This is a genomic window from Photobacterium sp. SKA34, assembly GCF_000153325.1.
Classification (GTDB): Bacteria; Pseudomonadota; Gammaproteobacteria; order Enterobacterales; family Vibrionaceae; genus Photobacterium.
The window spans coordinates 1,438,384-1,463,527 of record NZ_CH724141.1 but is presented as its reverse complement, the minus strand read 5'-3'; the positions used below and the strand labels follow the sequence as shown (position 1 = coordinate 1,463,527).

Here is a 25,144-nt window from a genome sequence, read left to right as displayed (position 1 = left end):
TTCATGAAATGGCAGCAGAAAAGCTTCGCCTAAGTCTTACTATTCTTGCCATTGTCTGGTCAACTGTCTGCATCAGTACCATGCTTGCAGCAGGTGAAGGTTTACGCCAAGGGTTAATTCGCAGTTCGACCAGTGGAAACGGCAATCTAATTTATGTTTCTACCGGTGTAGCATCTATAAATGATGGTAATTTTTACAAAGGCAAATCACTTGATTTAACGATTGAAGATCAAAAGCTTATTCAAGCACTACCTGCAGTAAAAATGGTATCAGCAACCGCAACATGGGAAGAAAGACCGCATTATAAAGATCGCCAAGTATTTATGTTCCCTCTAGCGGTAGAGGACAATTATAAAAAGCTCAATGATTTAACATTAACGGCAGGTAGCCGCTGGTTTAACCCTCTTGATACAAAAGAACAGCGAAAAGTTGCTATTCTAGGAAAAAAAACGGCAGCGATAATATTTAACAAAGCTGAGTTTAGCTGGGATAAAGGCGTCAAACTCGACAGCGATCCTGTTGGTAAACAATTTAAAATTGGTGATGAAGATTTCACCGTAATTGGTGTACTAAAAGATGATCGTAACATTGAGTCGGGCTCTTCATCTGAATACAGCACATTGATCCCACTGGCGACATGGCAACGCTTTTATCCCAATAATCCAATTCAAGGCATTAATATAGAACCCCAGCCAACAGCCAACCGTGAACAATTAGCCAAAACTATACGGCAAGTGATTGCGCGAAAATACAACGCTAATATTACTGATGAACAGTTAATTCAAACGGATGACATGCTGCTACAGCAAGAAACCATGCGTTCATTTTTACTAGGGTTACAAAGTTTCTTAGGCATTATCGGCTTTGTTACATTAGGAGTCGCGGGAATAGGTATTGCAAATGTCATGTACGCTAGTGTAAAGCGTGCAACACGTGATATTGGTGTTCGAATGGCAGTAGGAGCAACCCCTAGCCATATTCGTTTGCATTATATTGTGCAAGCTATGATGACAATGGCTATGGGTGGTTTTATTGGGTTATTAATGACGCTCGGCCTTGTTAGCATCATTGAAGCGGTCCCTATTTCAGATTCAGGGTTTTATGCTCGCTTAGGTAGCCCTAAACCTGAACTGTCACTGTCAGTTATGTTAATCGTAATTTCTGCATTAATCTTGGTTGGTATTCTCGCCGCTTGGTTCCCAGCGAATAAAGCCGCAAGTATTACGCCATTAGAGGCATTACAAAGTGAATAAAATGACAAATACATTGGGAAACCCCCAAGCACATACGGCTTTAGTTGAGCTTAATCATATTTGTAAGTTCTATGGCGAAGAAAATAATTTAGTAAAAGCATTAGATAATGTCTCTCTCACTATTCATTCTGGTGAGTTTTTATCCATTCTTGGTCCTTCAGGTTCTGGTAAATCCACACTAATGAACATGCTTGGCTGTTTAGATAAGCCGACATCTGGCGAATATTTGCTGGATAATAACGATGTATCATCAATGACAAGCCACCAACTTGCAAAAATCAGAAATCACAAAATCGGTTTTGTTTTTCAAAGTTTTAACTTATTAGAGTATGCTACTGCATTAGATAATGTTGCGCTACCTCTCGTGTATCGAGGCGTTAATACAAAAGAACGTCGAGAAAAAGCGGCAGATTTATTGACGCAAGTAGGGCTCGCTGATCGTATTAACCACAAACCAAATCAATTATCAGGTGGCCAAAAGCAGCGTGTGGCAATTGCAAGGGCTTTGGTTAACGATCCACAAATTATCCTTGCGGATGAACCAACGGGAGCATTGGACTCTAAATCAGGCGCTGAGATCGAAGCACTTTTTAATGACTTGTACCAACAAGGAAGAACCTTAATTGTCGTCACTCATGATGTCAGCCTAGCAGAAAGAACGCCACGTATTATCACTATCAAAGATGGACAAATAATTTCTGATAAAAAAACAGGTTATAAACCGCCTTTAGCATCGGCAGTTATTTAATCTTAATTAAAATAGCGGGCATTTTGTTTGCTCGCTATTTTTCTAATTTGCGTTCTAGACAGCATTTTCTTATTTTTCAATAATACATTGATATTGATAATCAGCGCTTGTTTCACCTGAACTTTTTTGTATCGATTGTTTTAAACATTTAGCATTTTAATCGAAAGCTGTTTTAGTTTTTTATCATCAACAATAACCCACGCCTTACCAATGCCATGCCTTGCTCAACATATAAAATTTTCGCCAATAGTTATACAAAGCCTGATCATTTGCCATTGCATGTGAACTAACGAATACCCCACCAGCAACAGAGTTTTTCTCATGAATCTTTCCTTTTTTAATATGATTTAACTTTAACACATCAAAAAAGCGAAACTTGCATCTGGTAAAATTTAATACTGCTCAAACATTTATCACTAAAATCATGTTCATTTTGTCTTAGTTGTTTGTAAGAGATCTCTTACAAACAACTAAGACAATCACGCTTTAATTTGAATCTAGCGACCATGCTATTTTTATAATTATTTGTTTTTAAAAAAATAATAGTAAAGCATACAAATAACCAATAGATACAACAAAGGGTATTTCCCACTCCATATCTATATTCTATTACTACTTTTATCTATCATTAATGGTGTCAGAGGGAACTGGCAACAGGAACAGGATTGGAACCAAGGACGTTGGTGATCTCAGGATGAGATGTGATGAACTAGGATGGTTTATCACACAAGGACTGTGATGGATGCTGCAGGAAGTAGTAAAGGTAAATAGGATATTTACCAGTCAGGATGACACAAGGACACTTCAAGAAGAAGTAAAGGACACCTCTAAGGAAAGAGATGAGAGTTATAACAGGATGTTATGACGGGTTATGGAAGCCATAGGAACAACTTCAGGAAGAAGAAAAAGGATTATGCTGAAGGATTACAGCAATCAAAGGAATGATGCAAGGAGCACTATAGTAGCGGGATAGCTGCAAGTAAGACCTAAGGGCGCAACGAAAGTTGCACCCTCTCTTTTTAATACACTTTAAAACCATGCTGTCTGAGCCACTATTCGGCAGGTATAACTGTTTTCATCTGATTAAACTCCGTGATACGCCCTTTTCCTTGCATCTTTGATTGATACATCGCCATATCCGCACAATGTAAAACACTATCAATCCCGGTCACATCTTGAGGTTCAATATAGTAACAACCTATACTCGCACCAATATTAATACTATTGCCTTTGATATTAATTGGCTGAGAAATATTGTTAATAATACGCTCTCCTATATTCAAAATAGGCTCACGACCTCTTACTGGATTAAGTACTGCTACAAATTCATCCCCAGCTAAACGCGTAACAATATCGTTTTTACGAACACTCATCATTAATTTCTTAGCGACAATTTGAAGTACTTTATCGCCAATATCATGACCGAAAGAGTCATTTACAAATTTAAAGCCGTCTAAATCAATAAACAGTACAGCCATTACATCGCTACGAGGCAAAGTAAGCGCTTCTACTAAATAATGGTGTAAGAACTCACGATTAGGCAAATTTGTTAATGCATCATGCTGAGCAATATACGCTAAGCGTTGTGCTTCTTTTACTGAGCTAATGTCGGAAGCCAGCACAACAATTTGGCTCTCGTTGCTTTCAGTATCAATAAGTTGATTTATTTTCAAGTGTAATGGTGTCGTAACACCCTTCTTACGATTAAAGAATGAACATTCTCCTTGCCATTGCTGATCTAGCGACAGCGACATTAGAATTTCTTTCCTCATAAGTAGCGTTTCGGTTTCAATTAATACCGAACGGTAATATTTACCAATAATTGTTCCGTGTTCTTGACCTATAAGTTCACAAAAAGCTCGATTAACCATCTCAATATGACCTTGACTATTGAGTAATAAAATCGCTTCACGGCTATTTTCAAAAATCTTAGCTGCTAACTGTTGTTGCCGCTCAGCCACACTCCGTTCCGTCACATCTTCTAACGCAAATAAAGTCTGGTTTTTATGCTGTAAAGGATGACTCACTACTTGATATATTGCCATCCCCTTTGTGCCAACCGTTTTAACTAAATCATGACTAAACTGCTTATTACCCTTTAGTGCTTGCTCTAGTTGAACTTGAAAATTTTCAAGTTCTATCGGCTTAATCACATTACAAATATGTTGAGATTGCAGCACTAGTGGTGAATCATGAAATAGTTTCGAGCTACTATCATTGACTAAAATAATATGTCCAGAATGATCCACAACTAACAGCGCATGCTGTACCGTGCTGATCACATCATCGGCAAATTCTTTCTCATATTCTAATTGAGAAATAGTCTGTTTAATTTTTAATTCACGCTGATTCAGTTTAATGATCATCGTATTAAAACAATCGATCAATTCACTGATTTCATCTTTCGAACTGGCTTGATGCTGTACGATTTCAGTCTGATTAAAATGAATCACATTAATCATCGCATCATTCAGTTGACGGATAGGACTGATCATCCAATGTCGTAATCGATGAATAACGAAACTGCTAAATAAAATTAAAATAACTAGTAAATACAAACTAATTTCTATCTGAGACGATTTAAGAGCATGTAATCTATCAAGAGACACAACAATACGCATTTTTGCAATCTCTGTATTCTCGATGTAGATAGGAATCTGCATATATAAATACTGTTTACTAAAAACATATCCCTGCGCTTTAACTATGCCTTCTTCTGCATCATTTGCTGATATATATTTGTTATCATTATTGTTTAATCCAGCAAAGACAACATCGTTAGCAGTTAACACAGAGACAGATACAATCATAGGATCTGCTGAAAATGCTGATAAAATCTCTTGCCCTGTTGTCGCATCATCAAACTGAATAGCGGCAGTTAAATTCGTGCCAATACCCGTACTTAATATCTTAATTCTATTGACTAAATTCTGCTTTTCACTCTCTATATACTTATAAGAGCTTAACGTTTGAAATACGATAAAAAGTACAACAACAAAAAAGACTAATGGCAAATATAAACGTTGATTAAGAGAGAGAGAATTCATCCAATTATTGCGCATGATTTTCCCCTCCCTGCCGCTGGCTATTTAGAGAAGGAAGTATCGCAATTTTCAATAATTTTGAGCTTATTGTTAACTCTGCTTTTTTGGCACTCGATATAGCAATTACAGGGCGGATTTTATTATTTACTGGACGTAATTCAATCATCCCACCTTTTTCTAAAAAGGAATTACCAGTACCAATCGTCAGCACCCCTTTTTTAATTGGGATGTGAGTTAAACCCAGTTCTTTTTGTCTAGAAATATAAGCAATTTGGCATTGCGCAAGCTGGCTAATACTCGTTAACGTCACTATTTTGTTATTTTTAGCTTTCAGTAATCGGCTTAATGTTAAGGCGATATTATCGGTACCTAAAGTGCAATAGGTTAATGTTTTGTTGTCTTGAGGCCAAGTAACAAACTGAGAAAAACGGTAAATATAGACTGCTGATATTTCGTAGTCAGCAACGCTATCAGCATGGGCTTTATTTTCAAAAGTATAGATACAAATAAATACTGCAGCAGTAAAAAACAGAAAATACAAACGGCAAAAATGGTAGGGCTTTACAAGAAGCCCTACCATCTTATTCAACGCAAGTTTACCCGGGGTGCAATAGTTACTCTGCATTCCGCCTCATTACAATTTTGTCCATGAAAAACGTAAAAACGCTGCTTCTTCTAGTGGCGCTTTATTCGGTAAATCTTCATATGTTGAACTACCTAAACCATCAACTACAAACTCAACAAGTGGCCAATCTTGATTGTACTGCCAAGCAACACGTACATCCATTGTCGTTATCTCCGGCGGCCTATACAAATCAAGATATGATGATACCGAGCTCTTATGTTTTAGCCAGCCATCAATTTGCCATTGTGAGTTAATCGACCACATCATTTGTAATGAAACGTAATGTTTTGGCTGAAGATTGTACAAAACTTTATAACCGCCATTATCATAACTATCACATGTTATATATTCTGTACTACATTCAGCCTGAGTATCAATATAGCTGTATGATGTATTGATATTTATATTCTCTGTCGGCTGCCAAAAGAGTGACAATTCAGCACCGTAACTTTGTGCATCAATTGCATCAATTAATGTAAACTCATGAACCGCTAATTGACCAGGTTGTGTAGAACCATCAACACATTCACCGTAACGACAAAACCATAATCCATCATCAAGCATCCGCAAATTTTCATAGTGACTAAGGAAAATCGTTGTATCAATAGATAATGTATCTGAGATTTTTCCTCTATATCCTACATCCCATGTTACAACCGATTCATTATCCATATCAGGATTACCCGTCGTTAACGCAAGCATTGGATATTGCGCATAACAATTTTGAGATGAAGCATCACAATTAGGCAAGGGAGCAACCACAGAGCCTAATCTATACAAATCAGTTGTCGAATCAACCGAGGAAGGTGTTACAACAGCTCGACCAACGCCCGACCAGAATTGATGGTCGTCAGAAGCACGATACAACAATCTCGCTTGAGGCTGAATCTCTGTCGTATTATTACGAGTGAAGTGTTCAACTTTTACCCCTAGGCTGGAGGTAAACTTATCTGTTAGCTGAGTTTCTAATTGCGAGAAAACATTATAAATTTGTTCACGTTCTGTTTGCTTCGTACTAGTTCGATGATATGGATCCATACCAAGGTAAAAGTCCATTTCTATCTCAGGTACTTTAATTTTGGTATAACGCGCACCTAAACCTAATGTCAGCTCATTATTTTGACTTATTTGCTTGATGGCTAAGACATCCGTGTTAAGTGTATCGTATTCACCATTCGCTGATGGTTCGGTTCTTGAGTTACTATCAATCCACAATGTTGCTTCATAATGCGTATCATCAACCGTTTTACCTAGGTTTAAATTACTATAAAAACCACGAGAAAAATCGTCCAAACCTGCTTTATAACCAACTATTGCACTCATTGGATCATTAGGGTTAGGGGGGGTCTCTAAAATATCATAACGATACCAATCAGAATGCTCAGACTTAGTATAATAACCGCCTATCTGAAATGTTAAAAATCGATCATCTTCAACATAGTCAGTGCGAAATGAAATATTATAACTATTCCATTCATCATCATTGAAAGTGTAATAGTCAGATTGAACACCTTTTACTGATAATCTTGCTGTTGTCACATCATTAATTTGAAAACCGTTACGATAACTAACTTCTTTATAATTATATTCACCTGCTGCGACTTCAAGAAATTGCCCCAACGTTTCATTACTATTTTTAGTAATGATATTAATGACACCGTTAGTCGCATTCCCTCCCCACATTGTCCCAGCAGAACCACGTAATATTTCGATACGATCAATATCATCTAGAATAGCATCAATGGTGTGCCAAAAAGTCCCTGACATTAAAGGACTAAATACACTACGACCATCAACCATTACTAATAATTTATTAAATAGAGCCTCGTTTAAACCACGCAATGATACTTGCCAATTAAACTCACTGATCTTAGTCACCTGAACACCTGGCGCTAAGGCTAAGGCTTCTGCTATCGAACGAACACCACTGCGCTTAATTTGCTCGTTGGTAATAACATAAATAGCAGCAGGCACATCACTTAACGATTGTTCTTTCTTTGCAGCCGTCGTCACTGTCACACTTTGTGTTGTGAGGTCATCTAAATCCATCGACATCAAGTCATCAATTTCAGATGCTATGGAAATATTGACATGGCTCGAAAAATAAAGAGTCGAAAATAAAATAGGCGATCTGATTAAGTAATTTTTCATAACTATCAAAAAGTAAAAGTCTCAAACTAATTCTAGCAAAGTAGTTGTGACTTTTAATAATTACAATTTATAAACTTAGAATACTAAGTAAAATACCAATTAAGCATAGATAGTGGTAAGAAAGATTCTTTTAAATTTACAATGAAACAATTAGATAAAAATATAGCAAACAAGAGGTCATTTAAAATGTTTAATATACATTTATTATCATAAGGATTAATAAATTGTTACCGCATTAATTCCTAAAAAGAATTATATTTTTCTTAACCAAATGTAAATAACTCGACTCAGTTAACAATAAATCACCATACCATTAATAAAAATAACAAACTTATCTTGTTAGTGTATTTTTATTAGCCATTATCCTCAATAAATAAAAGTGATACTTATTAATTCGATACTGTTTCAATTTTCTAATTAAATCATTCATTCAATAAAAAAGGAGCATCACAGCTCCTTTCTATCAGTTAAAAATGAGACTCATCACCTATTAGTAGTCATGTTTTTCAACTAAATCTTGTTCGACTTCATCATGAAAAACCTTAGGTGGTGGCGTCCAACCACGCTCTGACTTCGTATGCTTGTCAGTCCGCTCTTGTTTCATCACATCACTTAATGTTGATTCTAGTTGGTTAAATAATTCCACATAGGAGGTATTAAAACGATCTTCTTCTGTACTATCTAACCATGTTTGATAAAGCTTCTCTTTACTTCGAGCTTCAGTTTCAACAAATGTGGCCTTTTGCTGCTCAGCTCTGAATGGATGCACCCCTAAGTTTTTCAATGCTTCTGTGCCCAATGCTAATGCAGAGCGGTATGTTTCACTGATCACATAATCAGCGCCAGCACAACGTAACGAATAATGATGTCCTCGATCATAAGCACGTGCCAAAACGCGTACTTGAGGATATGTTTGCTTTATATAATGAACAAGCTCTGTGGCTCGCTCTTTATCATCAATGGCAACAATAAACAGTTTTGCATCTTCAATACCTGCGGTATGAAGCAAATCATGTCGCGTCGCATCACCAAAGAAGCTCTTAATATTAATTTGACGCATGTTGTCAATTTGCGTTACTGAATGGTCAAGCACAACCGTTTGCACCCCATTCGATGCCAATAGACGATTTACAATCTGACCAAAACGCCCAATCCCCGCGATAATAACTTTCCCTTGCTCATCTATTTCATCAGCTTCACGCTCGTTTTTAGCCTCGCAGAAGCGAGGTAAAATCACACGATCATATAAAATAAATAAACCAGGTGTTAAGAACATGGAAAGCGCAACCACCAATGAGAGTGTTTGGCTCATTGACTCAGGTAGCACGTTGTTCTGTACAGTATAACTTAATAATACAAAACCAAACTCACCCGCTTGCGCCAAACTTAACGCAAAGAGCCAACGATCGCTGCCTTTTACCTTAAAAATAAAAGAAAGTATCAAAAGAACAATAAACTTAACCAGCATCACACCAATGGTTAAGCCAATCACCGTACCAAATTGATCAAACAGTACGTGGAAATCAATACCCGCACCAACGGTAATAAAGAAAAGCCCTAATAGTAACCCCTTAAAAGGCTCGATATTAGATTCAAGCTCATGTCTAAATTCACTATTGGCAAGTACCACGCCTGCAAGGAAAGTACCGAGCGCTGGCGATAAACCAATTAGACTCATTAAAGCTGCAATACCAATAACTAGCATCAGTGCTGTTGCGGTAAAAATTTCACGCAAGCCCGATGAAGCGACAAAGCGGAATAACGGACGGCTTAAATAATGGCCACCAACCACAACACCTGCAATCGCTAAAATAATAACAATCGCATAAGCCCAACCTGGAAGACCCACTACTAGACTAAGTTCATCATGATGCTCTACAGTTTTTGCTACAACGGCTTGTGACTTTGCCACTAATTCAGGTACTGCCAGTAAAGGGATCAAAGCTAACATCGGGATTACGGCAATATCTTGGAACAACAATACTGAAAATGCGCTTTTACCACCTTCCGTTTTACTTAGCCCTTTTTCATTAAATGTTTGCAGTACAATCGCAGTAGAAGAAAGTGAAAAGATAAGGCCGATAGCAAGGGCATAAGACCAAGTAATATCGAATAAATGTGCAATTCCCATAACGGTTAAAGCGGTAATAACAACTTGTAAACCACCTAAGCCAATTAAACGGTGACGCATACCCCACAACATTTTAGGCTCAAGCTCTAAACCGACAACAAACAGCATCATAACGACACCAAACTCGGCAAAATGCTGAATTGTAGTGGTTTCGCTACCAACTAGACCAATAACGGGACCAATAATCACACCTGCGATTAAATAGCCCAGTACCGAGCCTAGCCCTAATCGTTTCGCGAGAGGAACGGCAATAACAGCGGCCACCAAATAGATGAAAGCCTGTAAAAAATATCCAGTCATAATACTCTCTTCTATTTAATCACGAATTCTAAACTATGATTCATTTTTGATAATTTACTCGCAACCTCATAGTTAAATTTATTATCCTGAATCGCAATCAGCACACGTTTCCAATTTTGAATATGTTGTTCAATACGGTTCTCTTCATTCGCGATACCCGCGCCAAAGAGTGCAAACGGCGCTAGAAAGTCCATACCGGTTAACTCTGCCATTTGCTCTAAAGGTTGCAATAACTCACGAATGGTATAATGGTTAAAACCATCTTTACGATAACTCGTTTCAGAACCTCCAGCAGTTAAAGCGCAAAAGAATTTTTTACCTACCAATTCATTCCCTTCACTGCCATATGCAAACCCATATTCAAGCACTAAATCTTGCCACTCTTTTAATAACGATGGTGTGGAATACCAATAGAGAGGAAACATAAATACAATAACGTCGTGATCACGAAGGCGCTGTTGCTCTTTATCTATATCAATACGATAGGTAGGATATTCGGCATATAAATCAACGCACGTTACATTGGTAATAGTTTTAGATACATTAAATAACGGTACATTGATCTCTGAACGATTTGGCGAAGGGTGCGCAAATAGGATCAGAATTTTAGGTTGAGACTCAGGCATGTTTTTCCTGTTTTAATAATAATTCGTTCCACGACGACGATATGATAACTAACCGTTTTTAAAGTTCCGCACTATTTATACAAACAATAAGTTACATCCCTAAAAAGAATAACTATTATACCTGAAATTACACAATCAACTTTAGTTAAATATAATCTGGTAGTTATAAATTATTTTCGTGAGTAATCTGAAATTTCATCAATACGACTGGGTGGCACACCAAAATAACGTTTAAATTCTCGGCTAAATTGAGCTGCACTTTCATAACCTACTCGTTGAGACGCTAGGCTTGCTGAAAGACCTTCTTGTAAAATATAGTTTTTTGCATGATTCAACCGAATTTTTTTGATGTACTGCAAAGGAGGATCAGTTACTACTTGTTTAAAAACTTTATGAAAAACGGAGACACTCATCCCTGCCATTGCTGCTAATTCATTAACATGTAATTTTTGCGCAAAATTCTTTTGCACATGGCCAATCACTGTCGATATTTTAGCAAGAGAGCTATCTTGCTCGCAGTAGTGCGCTAATAAATATCCCTTCTCACTTTGCAATAAGTAATAGAAAAACTGGCGGAGAATCGAGGGGCCAAGTACCTTAGCATCAAGAGGATTATGCAAAACATTAAGCAACTCTAACATACAAAGGTACATTGACTCAGTCATTTGTGCTGGAGAAACGCCACAACGTGTATCTAACTCTCCCCAATTTTTAGACTCTAATTCCATATCAGAAACTAACTGGCTGATAGCATTAATATCAAGATCAATATTAATCCCCATTAATGGCTCCTGCTGAGAAGCAAATGTTTCACACGTTATAGGATAAGATGTCGACACAATAAGACATTGTTCAACGTCATAACCAAACTGATGTTGATTTAAATGCCCTATTTTACTTCCCTGAAAAATAACAACTATTCCTTGCTCATACATTTGTGGCGTCAGCTTATGATAACGATCAATACGAAATAATCGCACGCCTGTAAGCAACGTATGCACCCGATTAGTTTGATCTGATATTTTGTAATAATTACATAATTGACTAGCAACTACAGCTAGCTGTCTTTTAAGCTCAGCTCTCATTATAAACCCATCAAACCTATTTATTAACGATCGACATAACAGTCATTGTTTTGTCATTCTACACTTATTTACCTTATAACGAACATATCACAGCAACGTAGTTAAAACAGAAATAGGCAAGAAATAAAGAGGATTATGTATTTAGTTTATCCTACGTTCGCTTCTACACTAGAGATCTCAACACAACAATTAGAATATCAATATCACAACGATATAACGGAGCCTACAATGGATAAGTTTACCTACCAAAACCCTACAAGCATTCATTTTGGTCAAGGTCAAATCGCGTCAATTAGCCAAGCGATTCCTAAAGATAAAAAAGTATTGGTTATTTACGGCGGTGGTTCTATCAGATCAAATGGTGTTTATAACCAAGTAACAGCGGCGTTAGACGGATTTAACTGGGGAGAGTTCTCAGGCGTTGAGCCTAATCCACAGTATGACACACTGATGAAGGCCGTCGAACTGGTTAAAACAGAAGGTTATGATTATCTATTAGCGGTAGGTGGTGGCTCAGTTGTTGATGGTACTAAATTTGTTGCCGCTGCTGCTTGTTATCAGGGAGAAGATCCTTGGAACATTTTACTTAAGCAAGAGCCTGTCACTAAGGTTGTTCCTCTTGGTTGTGTATTAACCTTGCCTGCAACGGGTTCAGAAAGTAACGGTGGTTCCGTCGTTTCGCGTGGTAAAGACAAGTTATTCTTTGGCTCGCCACTCGTAAAACCCGCATTTGCTGTCTTAGATCCACAAACAACATTAAGTTTATCTCCTCGCCAAGTAGCAAACGGTGTTGTTGATGCCTTTGTTCATACAATGGAGCAGTACTTAACTTATCCTGTGAATGCAAAAGTACAAGATCGTTTTGCTGAAGGTTTACTGCATACCTTAATTGAAGAAGGTCCAAAAGCATTAGCCACACCCGATGATCTTGCCGTTAGAGCCAATATTATGTGGTCTGCCACTCAAGCACTCAATGGTTTAATTGGGGTTGGCGTTCCATCAGATTGGACAACACATATGATTGGCCATGAACTAACAGGTAATTACAGTATTGATCATGCTCGTACGTTAAGTATTGTATTACCGGCAGTAATGCAAGTACGTCGTAAAGAAAAAGAAGCAAAATTATTACAATATGCTGAGCGTATCTTTGGTCTAACTACAGGCACAGCAGATCAACGTATTGATGCTGCGATTGAAAAAACCATCGCCTTTTTCAAACAAATGGGTGTACCAACAACACTTGCTGATGTTGATTTAGGTGAAAAAGATATCGATATTCTTATCGAAAGTCTTAAAAAACATGGCATGATTGCATTAAGTGAACATCACGATATAACGCCAGAGATCAGCCGTAAAATCTTAATGACTGCATTATAAGTTTATCTTGCAATACGGTAACACTATAAAAAAGGGAGCATAAGCTCCCTTTAATCAATTCTGTTATTCCTAAACTGAAATAGTAAAACGCTGGCGAGTAACATCACCCCAATAACTATCGTGATAAATATCTTCGACGTACTGTTCATTCGTGTATGCGCCAATAGCACGACGCCAAAAAGCAATCGCTTGCACTGCGCCTTCAATTTGCTTACTTTCCCATTCACCAGGCATCATTGAAAATAAACTATGTGCGAAACGTTGACCTGCTTTATTTTTACGAAATACAGGCACAACATAGAAATCACATACCTCATAATGACTGTTACCATAATCAGCAATAGCCGCTAATCCCGCTGGCACACCATCAAAATACAAAAGAAAGCCAAGTACATTACCTTCTATTGGCGTATCCAGCGCAAATTTACCATCATTATCAGGCACTTTTTTCGTCAGTGGTGAAAACTCAGCTTCATATGCCTGAGTTAAATTTAAATAAATGGACATGTTTGAAGCATTAACTTGTACTAATTCCACTGCAGCGACCTTCTTTCTCTATTTTATTTGTCTTTCTTTAAGATCATTGATCAGTTCTTTGAACAACGTGCAAAATCTATGTCAATTTGACTAAAATAAATAAGAGCAACCAATAAGTATATCTGTTTGTTTTACACATTGATTATTGAAACTTTTCAGGCAATAAAACAGTGTTTACCTGGCGTGACTTAGAGCCTTTTGCTTTCATCACCTCAGACGCCAAATTATAGCTTATTTCAGCAGCTTGGATCGTGCTGCCATTTTGAGTTATTTTGGCCTTATCTTTTAAAACCATCATGTTTTTTGTTGGTGTATAAATGCCGTAAAGCGACTCTCCATCCACAACCTTTCCATCTTCCATTACACGATGGAAGTAAGCTGGTTTACCATAGACTTCCACACTCTTTAGTGCTTTTGTTTTAGTGTCCAACTTTATCACGGCTTTATCAGCTTTAATCTGAACGCCACCCTGTGTGATATCAACATTTCCAGTTAATGTTGTAACATTATTAATAACATCAACATCTTGTGTAGTTGCTTCCAACTGGATAGGGAGTTGTGTATCTGTTTTTTCAGCCCATGTTGATGAACTTAGTAACAACATACATCCAGCTGCAAATAGCTTTAATTTCATACTTAGTTTCTTCTACTCTATTATTTACTTCTTCTTTGCTTATTATACCTTGAAAGTCAGCAAATAGCGGCAAAGCTATGAATAATTTGAAATGGCGTTTTTTATTTTATCAAAACAACCACTAATACCAAGTTTAACCTTACCTGTATCACATGGTTCAACATTAGTGCTATCTACAGACTAAGTGCCTGTTCATAGATTATCTTACAGCACATATTTATATAACAGAATTATACAACTACAAACACTAAACGATATAAAACATTTATCAATCAGTTAATTAAACTACGTGTATTCTAACAACTAAGATTTGACATGTCGTTAACACACCTACCGCTTTACATGTTATTAATAAATAATCACATCATATTGGAGTGTTCGATGATCATCAGACAGAAGCTATATATCTCACTAGGCGTAGTGTTAACGCTGATTGCTGGTTTTGAACATAACCAACCACTTGCCATCTTTGGTGGTATCATTATTGCGACTTCTGCATTTTTACTCGCCGAATTAAAGCCCTAACCTTAATTACCATATATCCTCAAGATTATTTGCACTGAATTCACTTTGAGCAAGCAAGAAGCACTGTTATAATATAACATTACCTTAGTCTTCTTTGATGCTTAAACATAGTGCCAAGCTTGTAAATATGGAGATAGCATTTTCTATGCGTTGGATTTCTTTTCCTGCAATATTACTTTCATCTTTAACCTTGTTTTCAACTGCTAGCCAAGCACATCCACACTCATGGATTGATATGAAAACCTATATCCAAGGTGATAAACATCAAATCACAGGCTTTAAAATGGTATGGACTTTTGATGCCATGACTACAGCATATATGCTAGACGGTGAAGATATGTCGCCGGAAAGCAAAACAGAAACGCTTGCTCGTGTTGGTGATTCTGTAATGAAGAATATGATGAATGAGCACTACTTCACTTATTTTTATAATGACCAAGAACCAATCAAATATAAAATCGCTACCGATGGAGTATTAACAAAAGATCGCGCGAAAGCGACACTGACATTTGAACTTCCATTATCTAAGCCTCAGCCATTAACCAAAGATTCATTACGACTACTTATCTTTGAACCAAGTTACTATGTCGATATGTCATGGAAAGCGAAAAATGACATCATATTATCGCCAGAGCTAAGTAAAGCCTGTACTTTTAAACTCATTGAGCCTAACCCAACTCCCGAGCAGATGCTTTATGCCCAATCATTACCACCTGATGCCGATCCTGATAATGCACTTGGTCAATTATTTACCCAAACAGTAAAACTGCATTGCAAATCAGCCGACTAACTCTTATTAAAGGATTCCCATGGAGCATCATCATTCCGAGCAGCATTCTCATACGAATAAAGAAAATTATTGGTTAGGCGCAACCCTTGTTGCCACTTTTCTAATTATTGTCGGTTATTTACTCTGGAATAACTGGCCAACATTAATGCTTAGCACCATAAAATGGCAACGTGAAATAAACGGCCAATTAAGTGACTTGCTTTATGATGCAAAAGAAAACCCAGCCGCAATCTACTCGCTCGCTGGCCTCAGCTTTTTATATGGTGTATTCCATTCATTAGGCCCTGGACATGGCAAAATGATTGTAACGACCTACTTAGCAACAAACCCAGCGAAAGTAAAAGCAAGCTTAATTATGACGGTTATCTCTGCTTTTTTACAAGCATTTGTCGCTATAGTACTAGTCACTGTGCTACTGGTATTTTTTAATTCATCTATGCGCGAAATTAATAGCGCAGCAGACAGATTCATCACGCTTAGCTTTGTTGCCATGTTATTACTGGGTGTCATTGTTGCTTACCGAGCTTTAAAACAAAGCTGGCAATTATACAAACAGAAAAAACATAAACATGACCATAGTCATAGTCATAGTCATAGTCATAGTCATAGTCATAGTAGTGATTGTGGTTGTGGGCACAAACACTTTGCTGATGCTGATAGTATTAATCAAGCAACCAATATGCGTGAATACATTGCAATTATCGCAAGTATTGGTATTCGTCCATGTACAGGCGCGATATTAGCACTACTTTTTGCCAATATGGTTGATATGTATTGGTTAGGTGTTGTGAGTGCTTTACTGATGGCAGTGGGAACTGCGCTGACTACTTCAACGATTGCGACTATGACACTTTCAGGTAAAAAACTGGTGACAAAATATCTTGCGTACTCGGATCACCAGCATTCATTTACCCCATTAGTATTTAAGCTATTTGGTGGGTTATTACTCACAGGGCTTGGTTTACTGCTGCTTAATAGTCAAAGCTATGGGATGTCACCTGTACTCTAGATAAAACTTTTCTATGCTAGCTAGCGTTGCGATAGTTCAGTTAACGCTAGCATAGCTTGATCTGCATGATTTTCATTGACGAAAATATGGTCATGATAAAACCCTGCCATCAGATTGGCACTAATTCCATGCTTAGCAAGTTCTGATGCTACTGCAGCAGTTAAACCAACAGCTTCTAAACTAGAATGTACTTTTAATGTAATACATCGATACACATTATTGATTTCAATATTATATTGGACTGCACTTTCATAGCTTAAAATAAATGTCATTCCTTCTTCTTCACGAAATGTCGCTAATGGTGACATAGAAGCAATAGCATCTAAATTAGTATTTTCTGTGCAACAAAAAATATACCTCGTAAAGCTTAATTCTGGTTGTAAATTCACAAGAAGTTCTGTTAAGTCAGTGATACCAGCCATTTTATCTTTCCCTAAAATCAATCCAATACAGTATTAAGTACAAGCTAGCAATTAGATAAGGCCAGCTTATACCCGCTTAATATTTTACGTTCAGCTATCGTCGATAGAATGAACATCATCACATAACCTAAACATAATGCGACAATAATAGCGACAACATTTGCAGTAAATATCGATAATAAATAATAACTTACTATTAGTGTGATGATTCCGCTAAGACGAATGAGTAAACTTAGTGTGAATTTCCCATGAGCTTTTATATAGGCTAATTGGTAAGCATTTAGCATTATAAAAATAAAGAACATAGAAAAATGAAATAATACAATAACAGCCCCGTGATACTGAGGGGGAAATACAAAACCTATAATTTCACGTCCACCGATAAGCATGATGAGGAAAAATGTTACACTTACCATTGCTGCGAGACGAAAAATCCAACGCCTTATTGCTTTTATTTGTTGGTGAACACCTTGCTTAATGCATAAGGTTAACTCTGGCAAAACAAAACGATAAATAGGAAATACAAATAACATCGTCATGTAAGTGAAGATCGGACGAACAACGACTTGGAAGTCACCAAGCTCATCTAAGCTAAAATGCGTGATAGTCAATAAAACCGTGATATAAATCATCAAGATACTCGCTCCTGCTTCTAATGAGGCAGTGAAGCTTTTACGAACATAATTACGCATATTAGGATCAAGTTGAACAGATTTTATTGGTTTAGTGGCAATTTGTTTACGTCGCTTCCAATACATAAAATGGGCAGCAACAAGCGATGAAAATGCCATGCTGTAAAACAAGGAGGCAAGTGGCGTAAAGTACAACACGTAATAACAAAAAATAAAACCTACAACATTCGTAACTGGCTCTATCCAAGTTACTTTATTAGACACATCATACAAGCGATACATGGCTATCAAGTTGGTAAAATAAACCTTCATTCCCATGCTAAAAATCACACCAACCATTTCAAAATAGCCAACGTTAATGTGTAATTCGTGTTTAATGTATGGGAGCACAACTCCCCATGTTAAGAGAACAATCGTGATCAAACAAAATCGGAAAATGTTAATAATGTCACGATCATTATTTGTTTGGCTGTAAGTCACAACCATAGAAGAGCGAAAACCTGTCATTAATATTAACGACAGAGATACAATATCTATTACACTATTAAATAGTGCTAAATCGTCTTTATTAACCCACTGAGCGAGCCAAATCTTAAATAAAAACCCAATAGAAATACTGGCTAGTGTCGCGGTAACACCAGCTTTAAAAGCAGTCTTCAATCGAGATAAAGCATCTTCACTTGATGGCGGAGCAATATTTTGCCTTTCCATATGTATATAAACAATAAATTATCGGGCTAATTATAATACGTTATTTATCTTTAAATATCTCTCGTAAATATAATTATCTATTAATCCTTTATTGATTATATTTCTTTAGGTGATGAGTATAATGACTCAAAAATATTTAATTCTGATTCAAGTTCTGACAACAATAATGAAACATTTGCAACATCACCATTCTTAACACAGATTTTGATATTCTCACGAATAGTTTTAATTTTATTTCTACTAATAGCAATTAACGACATTTCTTGAAATCCAACGTAAGATAATACAAGTTTAATATGTGAATGACATTGTCCACTCCAACGATAATTTTTTGTTAGGAAAATGACATTTCTTTATCTAAACTTGAACAACAGCTTTAAATGTGACAAGTATCACACATTGGGAATGAGAACAGCTCGCATCTTAGTCATAAAGGCTCTTTAACGCTCTTAAATAGACAGTTGTGGATTACCTCACCTTCTGCTTATATAACTGTTCAAACGTCAAAAAGCAGTATCTAAACGGCTTAAAAGTCGATTTGCCATACTATTATAGTGATGAGATACGCAGAAGCGTATTGCACGTTCAAGATTTCTTATCATAAATCTTGCAGACAATAATCGAACACGAAGTATTAACTTACCTGTATAACTTTTCTTCATATTATTAAATATGTAATGTGAATTGGCGTAGCGTTATAATAGCTAACTATTCCAAGGCATATATATCTGAAATCGAAATCATACATATACAAATTGCTATAAGTTATAGAAATTCTGTATTGAATTCATTTTGTTAATAATTATATATCTTTATCATTTTTTAATTGACTCAGAACTTTTCAAAACTTATGGTAAAACCACAGAGCGGATATCGTATAATGGTATTACCTGAGCTTCCCAAGCTCAAGACACGGGTTCGATTCCCGTTATCCGCTCCAATCTTTATCAAGACCTGCTCTCTAATTTTAACGAACTGATTCTCTTATCTATAACGTCAATATTTTGATTAATATTAATCATCTTACTTTACTCATGATACACACAAAATTCTGCCCACTTGAATCTCTTTATTTAACTGCGTAAAGTTGCCTTCCTTACTACGAATAACTGAGATAAATAATGAATAATTGGATTATATTAGCCTTTGTTAGCATATTCATTATCGGCTGTGCTCACTCACTGTCAGAAGGCACATCGATTCAAGCTCATGGCAATGTTGAAATGAGCCGCAGTATTAAGTAATTATAAAAATAAAGACCAACATGTTTTGTTAGTCTTTATTTTAATTCCCTAACGCCACACCAAAATGTTCATCACAGGATACATTGCTTGGGTTACCTGTCGAATCATAGCCACAATAATCAAGCTCTAATATATTGTATTCTTGGCGTGTTTGTTCTAATAACTGCACAAACTCTTCTTTTGTCACCTTACGCTCTCGATAGTAACTCACGTATGTAGATGCTCCCATAAAGAAACCTTGAGCAGTACGCACTCGCGTATCATTCGGTGGAAGTGTTGTTAGCTGATTTTGGGTAAAACTTCCATCGGGTAAACGCACTTGATACAACAAAGTATCATCACCAATCAATGTTGTTGTTGTACTTAGCGTCATGCCAAAAGCTTCAAATGGTCCAGATAAATTACCATCACAATCTGACGCGCTTTGATCAGCACTAAAGACTTTTTCATTACCATTATCACCACATATACCAGAGCCAACAACATCTTCAACAGAATCACATTCAGATGAATTTTTAGCTGGGTACAAAAATACGTTACGCTGTTTAATACTATTGCCAATGACTTCTAAATGGATAAATCCACGATAGTGATCGTAACGATATGGCCAACTTGCAGAAACATTGGGATCACCATCTGCGCCTAAAAAAGTATATTCGCCAACCCACCAGCCTGCTTCACGTTGCCAAGGGACAAAATCGAGTAAATTAACACTTTCTAAGTCGCATTCAGGTTCTGGTGTCGATTGAGTCAAGATCTCAGACTCAGACTCAGACTCAGACAAGCTATCATCTACCGTTTGGCCTTCAACCGATTCTGATTGCTCAGGCTCTGGTATTGTATTTACTTTTACTGCATTTGCATTATCACTATTACAGGCCATCATTGAACCGCACGCTATCAATGTTAAAAATATTCGCCAAGCCATAAACTACAACCTATTAATCATCTCTTAATAGAAGAATGTAGTTTGCAAATGTATGGTGTTATTACTCAGTTATAAGATTTCATAACTTTTGCTAGAAACCTCATCAATATGCTTATTTTATATTTATTAAAAGCTGCCGTTATATGGCTATTTTTCAATCAGTTAAACTATTTAAAGTAGGCACTCTTATTTTGAACGTCTAATATTGAACATGTTGTAAATTGCATGGAAGCGATATATGAAAACATCATTATTAACCAACGAATTAATTGTAGCGGGATTACAATTTCAACCAAGCTATAAAAATGGGATAAGTATTCATTTACCAATGACTTTAGTTGCACTTGATCAAATGGGTGCTAAAGACGAGTGTATATTACTTTTTTATCATCAATATATAACACAGCTTGAAAACGTCGCTCGAATGAGTCCTTCATTAAACAAGCGAATGAAATAGAACAACATATTAAGAATGATGGCGTTGAAACAACACTGTTCGCCTATATGCCAAGGTTAATAGCTAGTTTTAATGCACAAGCTTTCCAGTGCATGATACGGTTATCTTGTGCGATAAAAAGCCAGCAGCAACGTGAGATCGCTTATGCATTAGCCTATTGGGTTCAAAGCTATCAACTTATTACTCCATTATCGTTAACAGAGAAATACAACGCAGAGCAGCAGCTAAAACAACTGGCGTATGCTTTTTCAAATAGCTCATTCCAAGCGAATAATATGAGTCAGCGTATTTTTGAAGTCGCACAGCATCCTAACTATCTAAAGCTTGCCCCCGTTCCTGTGGATATAACAATAGAAAAAGTATTGCAGTTAGTCGTTGAGTATTACCGTAAGACAAATAACTCTACTTTATTACATGGTATTACTGCCCTTCACGCTTTTATCGAGCTGTTACAATATTTCCCAGATCAACAAACAGCATTACAATGGTTTTGGCAAAGTTATACAGCAGCTTTTGCGACAGTAGGAAAAAACCTTCAGCAACCTCGTGATGTATTACCGACTTCCCCTCACCTAAGTTGGCTTGAAACGATCACACGATTACGCTGATATACAGTTGTAGTGAACTTTATAAACGCTACCCATTGACAGAATTAAAGTATATTGCGAATCAATGTATAGCCAATGAAAACCTTTAATATCAAGCAATCTCCAGCCATATCATCATGTTTATATGGCTGTTTTTTATGCAGTCCGTTTGTGAAACTTTCATTTATTTAACTTAATCTTATCCGGTACATAGCTAGCCATTTCAAAAATAAAGCATCAGAGGTAGAGTTGTAGTGGTCAACTAAAATTGGCCACGGTTTTAGAGTTTTCCCAATATAATCGTTCTGATTCGTTGGGAGTTAGGCCGCCATTATATTGATGCGGCCTGAGTTGACAGTAATACCCGATAATGTAGCGGATGATCTCTTGTTGAGCTTCAGCAAAACTACGATAACCCACTGTTGGCACCCATTCGGTCTTTAAGCTTCTAAAGAAACGCTCCATTGGTGCATTATCCCAGCAATTTCCTCGGCGAGATAAACTCTGTTTTATCTTAAAACGCCACAGTAATTGACGGTACTTTCGACTTGTATAGTGGCTACCTTGATCGCTGTGGAACATGACGCCTTTCGGCTTACCACGCGACTCATAAGCCATTGAAAGAGCTTTGCCTGTCAGACTGGAATCAGGTGATAAAGACATCGACCAACCAATCACTTTGCGGGCAAAAAGATCAATAACAACCGCTAAATACATCCAGCGATTTCCTGTCCAAATATACGTAACATCACCAACCCAAACTTCATTTGGGGCGGTAACAGCAAACTGTCGGCCCAAGTGATTTGGAACCTCAACATGTTCTTGAGAAGCCTTTCTGTATCGATGCTTTGGCTGTTGGCAACTGACTAAACCAAGCTCTCTCATGAGTTTTGTTGCTCGGTATCGGCTCAGTTTTAAACCCTGATTTGTGACTATATCTGCAATAGTCCTCGCTCCCGCAGAGGCGTTGCTTGCTGCGTGGGCCTCACTAACTAAGCTGCGAAGTTTGACTGTTTCCGCCCTAATCGCTGTTGGACGCTTTAGCCAATAGTTATAACTACTTCGATGAACATTGAAGACTTCGCATAATGTTTTTACGCTATAGCTCTGCTTGAGTTTCTTGATCATCAAGAATTGTTCAGTGAGTCCGACATCAACAGAGCCGTGGCTTTTTTTAATATTTCATTATGCTCTTCAAGACGAGCTAACTTCTTTTTTAATTCCCGAATTTCTATTTGCTCAGGGGTCATAGGCGAAGCTTTTGGCGTTTTGCCTTGTCGTTCTTGTTTAAGCTGACGAACCCATTTATCCATCGTGGATTTACCCACATTCATGGCTTGGGCGGCTTCTGCCACTGAGTAATTTTGATCAATCACTAACTGTGAAGCCTCGAGCTTGAATTCTGCGCTGAATAGTCGTCTTGTACGATTTGTCATAGTGTCACCTGTTAACGTATGAAGTGATGATATCACCTCTAACTAAGTGACCAAATTCACTATGCCACTACAAGTATTACACTGTAGAGTTAAATTCAGATCTAAGTTATTTTATAAATAGCTTACGTTTATTTTACTATTTGGTAATTAACAAATGAAAATTGAACAAGACGTTATTGAAACGCTAGAAGAACTAAAAACCTTTATTATCTCAATTGAAAATGGTGGTTTAGGCTTAAAAGATGTAGAAGGCATTGGCTTAGCTAAAAATAACGCTGATGGTCGCCCTTTCATCGCTGTTTTTGATAAGAATCAGCAGTTGATTTACGGACGCTGGTTAAGCCAAGATGTTTATGATAATGGTAAAGACATTGTTCGTAACGGCGTGAAACACCACTAATTGAATACTTTAGGATCTGATCTTCACCGTATTGTTATTGCATTAGATCCTAAATACTGCCCATAAGACACCTTAACTATTGTTTTAGTATTTTCGGTTTAGAACTATATTGAAAATAATTCGGCATAAATAGTTTAGGCTCTGTAGTTTTATCGAGCACTTTTACAATATAAGCAGTAAGGATATGTCGACCAACCTTTAACGTATCTTCGGTTAACGATAATGGGACTTTTGAATGTATTTTTACTCGCTGCAGATCTGAACGATGTCGTGCATTCACTGCAACAATACTTGCTTCATGCCTAGTTTTACACATAATACAAACATAACAATCAAACTTACCTGCACGCCCCCAGCCACTTAACAAATATTCTTTGCGGTCACATAATACATATATAGGTAAGCTCGCACAGCCATAATAATAAACACATAACAATGCAATTAAGTGCTTACTCCATATGCTATTTCGTTACTACTTAGAACCCATATTAAATGTTTTTTATTCATACTATCAATTGGTTAGTATCGATAGTTATAAAAAAATGAAGCCCCTGTATATTCGACAGAATCATTTAAATACAGAGGCTTCATTGATACTTATTCCGGTTTTCTTTCACCGGTCATAAATGCATGAAGAATTTCTGGTGTTAGTTCACCAGCCTCTTCTAATCGCTTTAATTCAGCAACAATTTTCTTCTGCTCATCAAGCTCTGGAATAGGAAGCTCTGGCTCTTTTTCGTAATCATCAGGTATAGATAAATTTAAATCATGCATAGGAAAACCCTAACTTTTAAATAGTATATTATTTGCTGATTATACACGTAAATGTTTCACGATAGCATCTTGTTTACCGTTTAGCGTGCATAGCCAAATGGCCTTTAATCTACACCGCTAGTTCTAAGTTGTTTACCACACTCACCGGCATAAAAAATGCGACAAAATAGATCATTAGTGATCTATTAATGCAGCACTCATCATCGTTCTACTCGATCGATTTACCTACAATGACTGTTGGTGCTTTTCAATCAACATATCCATCGCTTCTTGAGCACGTTGCTGGGCATGAATCATGGTATCTTCATGTAACATTGGCTCTACTACTTCGTAGTAACATTTTATCTTAGGCTCAGTTCCTGAAGGTCTGACAATAACGCGAGCCCCACCTTGTAAGTGATAAATCAATACATCGCTAACGGGTAATTCAATACCTTCAACCGTACCATCACTAAATGTTCTCAACGATTGTTTATAATCTTCTGTACATACAATCGGTAACCCTGCAATCTCTGTTGGTGGTTGATGGCGTAATGTATCACCGATAGGCGCTGCGGTTGGATCCAGTGCAATACTACGTTGCGCATTAATATACAAACCATGCTCACGATAGATAGCTTCTAATTGATCCCAAATAGTCAGCCCTTTAGCGTGCAACTCTGCGGTTAATTGTGCAAACGCGACTAACGCAGATAAACCATCTTTATCCCACACC

At 37.1% G+C, this 25,144-nt stretch carries 25 protein-coding genes, 1 tRNA gene and 1 pseudogene; 11 read left to right on the top strand and 16 right to left on the bottom strand.

Translation table 11 applies throughout. The annotated features are described in order from the left end of the window. Nucleotides 1–8: 8 nt before the first annotated feature. Complete coding sequence (locus SKA34_RS07710; RefSeq protein WP_198138484.1) at nucleotides 9–1,253, top strand: ABC transporter permease; 1,245 nt, start codon at nucleotides 9–11, stop codon at nucleotides 1,251–1,253. 1 nt (nucleotide 1,254) lies between these two features. Beyond that, on the top strand, nucleotides 1,255–2,001 hold the full coding sequence (locus SKA34_RS07705; RefSeq protein ID WP_050764782.1) for an ABC transporter ATP-binding protein: 747 nt from the start codon (nucleotides 1,255–1,257) through the stop codon (nucleotides 1,999–2,001). Nucleotides 2,002–3,053: 1,052 nt separating this feature from the next. Here the strand turns inward: SKA34_RS07705 and SKA34_RS07700 are convergent. From SKA34_RS07700 to SKA34_RS07675, 6 genes are all read right to left on the bottom strand, one after another. Continuing rightward, on the bottom strand, nucleotides 3,054–5,063 hold the full coding sequence (locus tag SKA34_RS07700; protein WP_006644945.1) for a diguanylate cyclase domain-containing protein: 2,010 nt from the start codon (nucleotides 5,061–5,063) through the stop codon (nucleotides 3,054–3,056). Beyond that, on the bottom strand, nucleotides 5,053–5,670 hold the full coding sequence (locus tag SKA34_RS07695) for a YfiR family protein (protein WP_006644944.1): 618 nt from the start codon (nucleotides 5,668–5,670) through the stop codon (nucleotides 5,053–5,055). The genes SKA34_RS07700 and SKA34_RS07695 overlap by 11 nt, the downstream gene beginning before the upstream one ends. Nucleotides 5,671–5,679: 9 nt before the next feature. Beyond that, nucleotides 5,680–7,725, bottom strand: a complete 2,046-nt coding sequence (locus SKA34_RS07690) for a TonB-dependent siderophore receptor (RefSeq protein WP_006644943.1) — start codon at nucleotides 7,723–7,725, stop codon at nucleotides 5,680–5,682. 586 nt (nucleotides 7,726–8,311) lie between these two features. Continuing rightward, complete coding sequence (locus SKA34_RS07685; protein WP_006644942.1) at nucleotides 8,312–10,252, bottom strand: monovalent cation:proton antiporter-2 (CPA2) family protein; 1,941 nt, start codon at nucleotides 10,250–10,252, stop codon at nucleotides 8,312–8,314. 11 nt (nucleotides 10,253–10,263) lie between these two features. Further along, nucleotides 10,264–10,878, bottom strand: a complete 615-nt coding sequence (locus SKA34_RS07680) for an NAD(P)H-dependent oxidoreductase (protein ID WP_006644941.1) — start codon at nucleotides 10,876–10,878, stop codon at nucleotides 10,264–10,266. 170 nt (nucleotides 10,879–11,048) lie between these two features. After that, complete coding sequence (locus tag SKA34_RS07675; protein WP_006644940.1) at nucleotides 11,049–11,963, bottom strand: AraC family transcriptional regulator; 915 nt, start codon at nucleotides 11,961–11,963, stop codon at nucleotides 11,049–11,051. Nucleotides 11,964–12,191: 228 nt separating this feature from the next. Here SKA34_RS07675 and SKA34_RS07670 point away from each other — a divergent pair, with 228 nt between their 5' ends. Beyond that, on the top strand, nucleotides 12,192–13,343 hold the full coding sequence (locus SKA34_RS07670) for an iron-containing alcohol dehydrogenase (protein ID WP_006644939.1): 1,152 nt from the start codon (nucleotides 12,192–12,194) through the stop codon (nucleotides 13,341–13,343). Nucleotides 13,344–13,412: 69 nt separating this feature from the next. Here the strand turns inward: SKA34_RS07670 and SKA34_RS07665 are convergent, their stop codons facing one another. After that, complete coding sequence (locus SKA34_RS07665; protein ID WP_006644938.1) at nucleotides 13,413–13,880, bottom strand: GNAT family N-acetyltransferase; 468 nt, start codon at nucleotides 13,878–13,880, stop codon at nucleotides 13,413–13,415. A 142-nt stretch (nucleotides 13,881–14,022) separates the two neighbouring features. After that, nucleotides 14,023–14,514 carry a lipopolysaccharide transport periplasmic protein LptA gene (gene lptA, locus SKA34_RS07660; protein ID WP_006644937.1) on the bottom strand — a complete coding sequence of 164 codons (492 nt, stop codon included), beginning with the start codon at nucleotides 14,512–14,514 and terminating at the stop codon, nucleotides 14,023–14,025. A gap of 381 nt (nucleotides 14,515–14,895) precedes the next feature. Here lptA and SKA34_RS23330 point away from each other — a divergent pair, with 381 nt between their 5' ends. The 3 genes from SKA34_RS23330 (at nucleotide 14,896) to SKA34_RS07645 (ending at nucleotide 16,838) form a co-directional block, all read left to right on the top strand. Continuing rightward, nucleotides 14,896–15,039, top strand: coding sequence for a hypothetical protein (locus SKA34_RS23330; RefSeq protein ID WP_006644936.1), 144 nt, complete (start codon nucleotides 14,896–14,898; stop codon nucleotides 15,037–15,039). A 145-nt stretch (nucleotides 15,040–15,184) separates the two neighbouring features. Continuing rightward, nucleotides 15,185–15,829, top strand: coding sequence for a DUF1007 family protein (locus SKA34_RS07650; protein ID WP_232284243.1), 645 nt, complete (start codon nucleotides 15,185–15,187; stop codon nucleotides 15,827–15,829). 19 nt (nucleotides 15,830–15,848) lie between these two features. Beyond that, on the top strand, nucleotides 15,849–16,838 hold the full coding sequence (locus SKA34_RS07645) for a nickel/cobalt transporter (protein ID WP_006644934.1): 990 nt from the start codon (nucleotides 15,849–15,851) through the stop codon (nucleotides 16,836–16,838). A 20-nt stretch (nucleotides 16,839–16,858) separates the two neighbouring features. Here SKA34_RS07645 and SKA34_RS07640 read toward each other — a convergent pair whose 3' ends face one another. From SKA34_RS07640 to SKA34_RS23325, 3 genes are all read right to left on the bottom strand, one after another. Then, entirely contained in the window at nucleotides 16,859–17,260 is a 402-nt protein-coding gene (locus SKA34_RS07640) for an ACT domain-containing protein (RefSeq protein ID WP_006644933.1), read from the bottom strand. 44 nt (nucleotides 17,261–17,304) lie between these two features. Continuing rightward, complete coding sequence (locus tag SKA34_RS07635) at nucleotides 17,305–18,603, bottom strand: lipopolysaccharide biosynthesis protein (RefSeq protein ID WP_006644932.1); 1,299 nt, start codon at nucleotides 18,601–18,603, stop codon at nucleotides 17,305–17,307. 95 nt (nucleotides 18,604–18,698) lie between these two features. Beyond that, on the bottom strand, nucleotides 18,699–18,863 hold the full coding sequence (locus tag SKA34_RS23325; protein ID WP_006644931.1) for a hypothetical protein: 165 nt from the start codon (nucleotides 18,861–18,863) through the stop codon (nucleotides 18,699–18,701). Between the two features lie 606 nt (nucleotides 18,864–19,469). Between SKA34_RS23325 and SKA34_RS07630 the strand changes: the two genes are divergently transcribed. Both SKA34_RS07630 and SKA34_RS23800 read left to right on the top strand, forming a co-directional pair. Continuing rightward, a tRNA-Gly gene (locus SKA34_RS07630) sits at nucleotides 19,470–19,543 on the top strand. A gap of 181 nt (nucleotides 19,544–19,724) precedes the next feature. Then, on the top strand, nucleotides 19,725–19,847 hold the full coding sequence (locus SKA34_RS23800; protein ID WP_255348821.1) for a hypothetical protein: 123 nt from the start codon (nucleotides 19,725–19,727) through the stop codon (nucleotides 19,845–19,847). A gap of 40 nt (nucleotides 19,848–19,887) precedes the next feature. On the opposite strand, the gene SKA34_RS07625 is transcribed toward SKA34_RS23800, so the two are convergent. Beyond that, nucleotides 19,888–20,775: a hypothetical protein gene (locus SKA34_RS07625; protein ID WP_006644930.1), complete on the bottom strand. Its 888-nt coding sequence runs from the start codon at nucleotides 20,773–20,775 to the stop codon at nucleotides 19,888–19,890. A 238-nt stretch (nucleotides 20,776–21,013) separates the two neighbouring features. Here SKA34_RS07625 and SKA34_RS23575 point away from each other — a divergent pair, with 238 nt between their 5' ends. Continuing rightward, nucleotides 21,014–21,232, top strand: coding sequence for a hypothetical protein (locus SKA34_RS23575; RefSeq protein ID WP_006644929.1), 219 nt, complete (start codon nucleotides 21,014–21,016; stop codon nucleotides 21,230–21,232). A 47-nt stretch (nucleotides 21,233–21,279) separates the two neighbouring features. Beyond that, nucleotides 21,280–21,840, top strand: coding sequence for a hypothetical protein (locus tag SKA34_RS23570; protein ID WP_232284242.1), 561 nt, complete (start codon nucleotides 21,280–21,282; stop codon nucleotides 21,838–21,840). 237 nt (nucleotides 21,841–22,077) lie between these two features. On the opposite strand, the gene SKA34_RS07615 is transcribed toward SKA34_RS23570, so the two are convergent. Next, nucleotides 22,078–23,255 (bottom strand): IS3 family transposase gene (locus SKA34_RS07615; protein ID WP_086004105.1). Its coding sequence is split into 2 segments (ribosomal slippage): nucleotides 22,078–22,997 and nucleotides 22,997–23,255, totalling 1,179 coding nucleotides; the frame shifts between segments, so codons are not numbered across the junction. 154 nt (nucleotides 23,256–23,409) lie between these two features. Between SKA34_RS07615 and SKA34_RS07605 the strand changes: the two genes are divergently transcribed. Next, nucleotides 23,410–23,655, top strand: a complete 246-nt coding sequence (locus SKA34_RS07605; protein ID WP_005365946.1) for a hypothetical protein — start codon at nucleotides 23,410–23,412, stop codon at nucleotides 23,653–23,655. 76 nt (nucleotides 23,656–23,731) lie between these two features. Here SKA34_RS07605 and SKA34_RS07600 read toward each other — a convergent pair whose 3' ends face one another. The 3 genes and pseudogenes from SKA34_RS07600 to SKA34_RS07590 all read right to left on the bottom strand — a co-directional run. Beyond that, nucleotides 23,732–23,971, bottom strand: a complete 240-nt coding sequence (locus SKA34_RS07600) for a hypothetical protein (RefSeq protein ID WP_157044460.1) — start codon at nucleotides 23,969–23,971, stop codon at nucleotides 23,732–23,734. 281 nt (nucleotides 23,972–24,252) lie between these two features. Further along, on the bottom strand, nucleotides 24,253–24,429 hold the full coding sequence (locus SKA34_RS07595; RefSeq protein WP_005365948.1) for an ATPase: 177 nt from the start codon (nucleotides 24,427–24,429) through the stop codon (nucleotides 24,253–24,255). Nucleotides 24,430–24,654: 225 nt separating this feature from the next. Continuing rightward, a pseudogene (locus SKA34_RS07590) lies at nucleotides 24,655–25,144 on the bottom strand (phospho-sugar mutase); the annotation flags it as partial.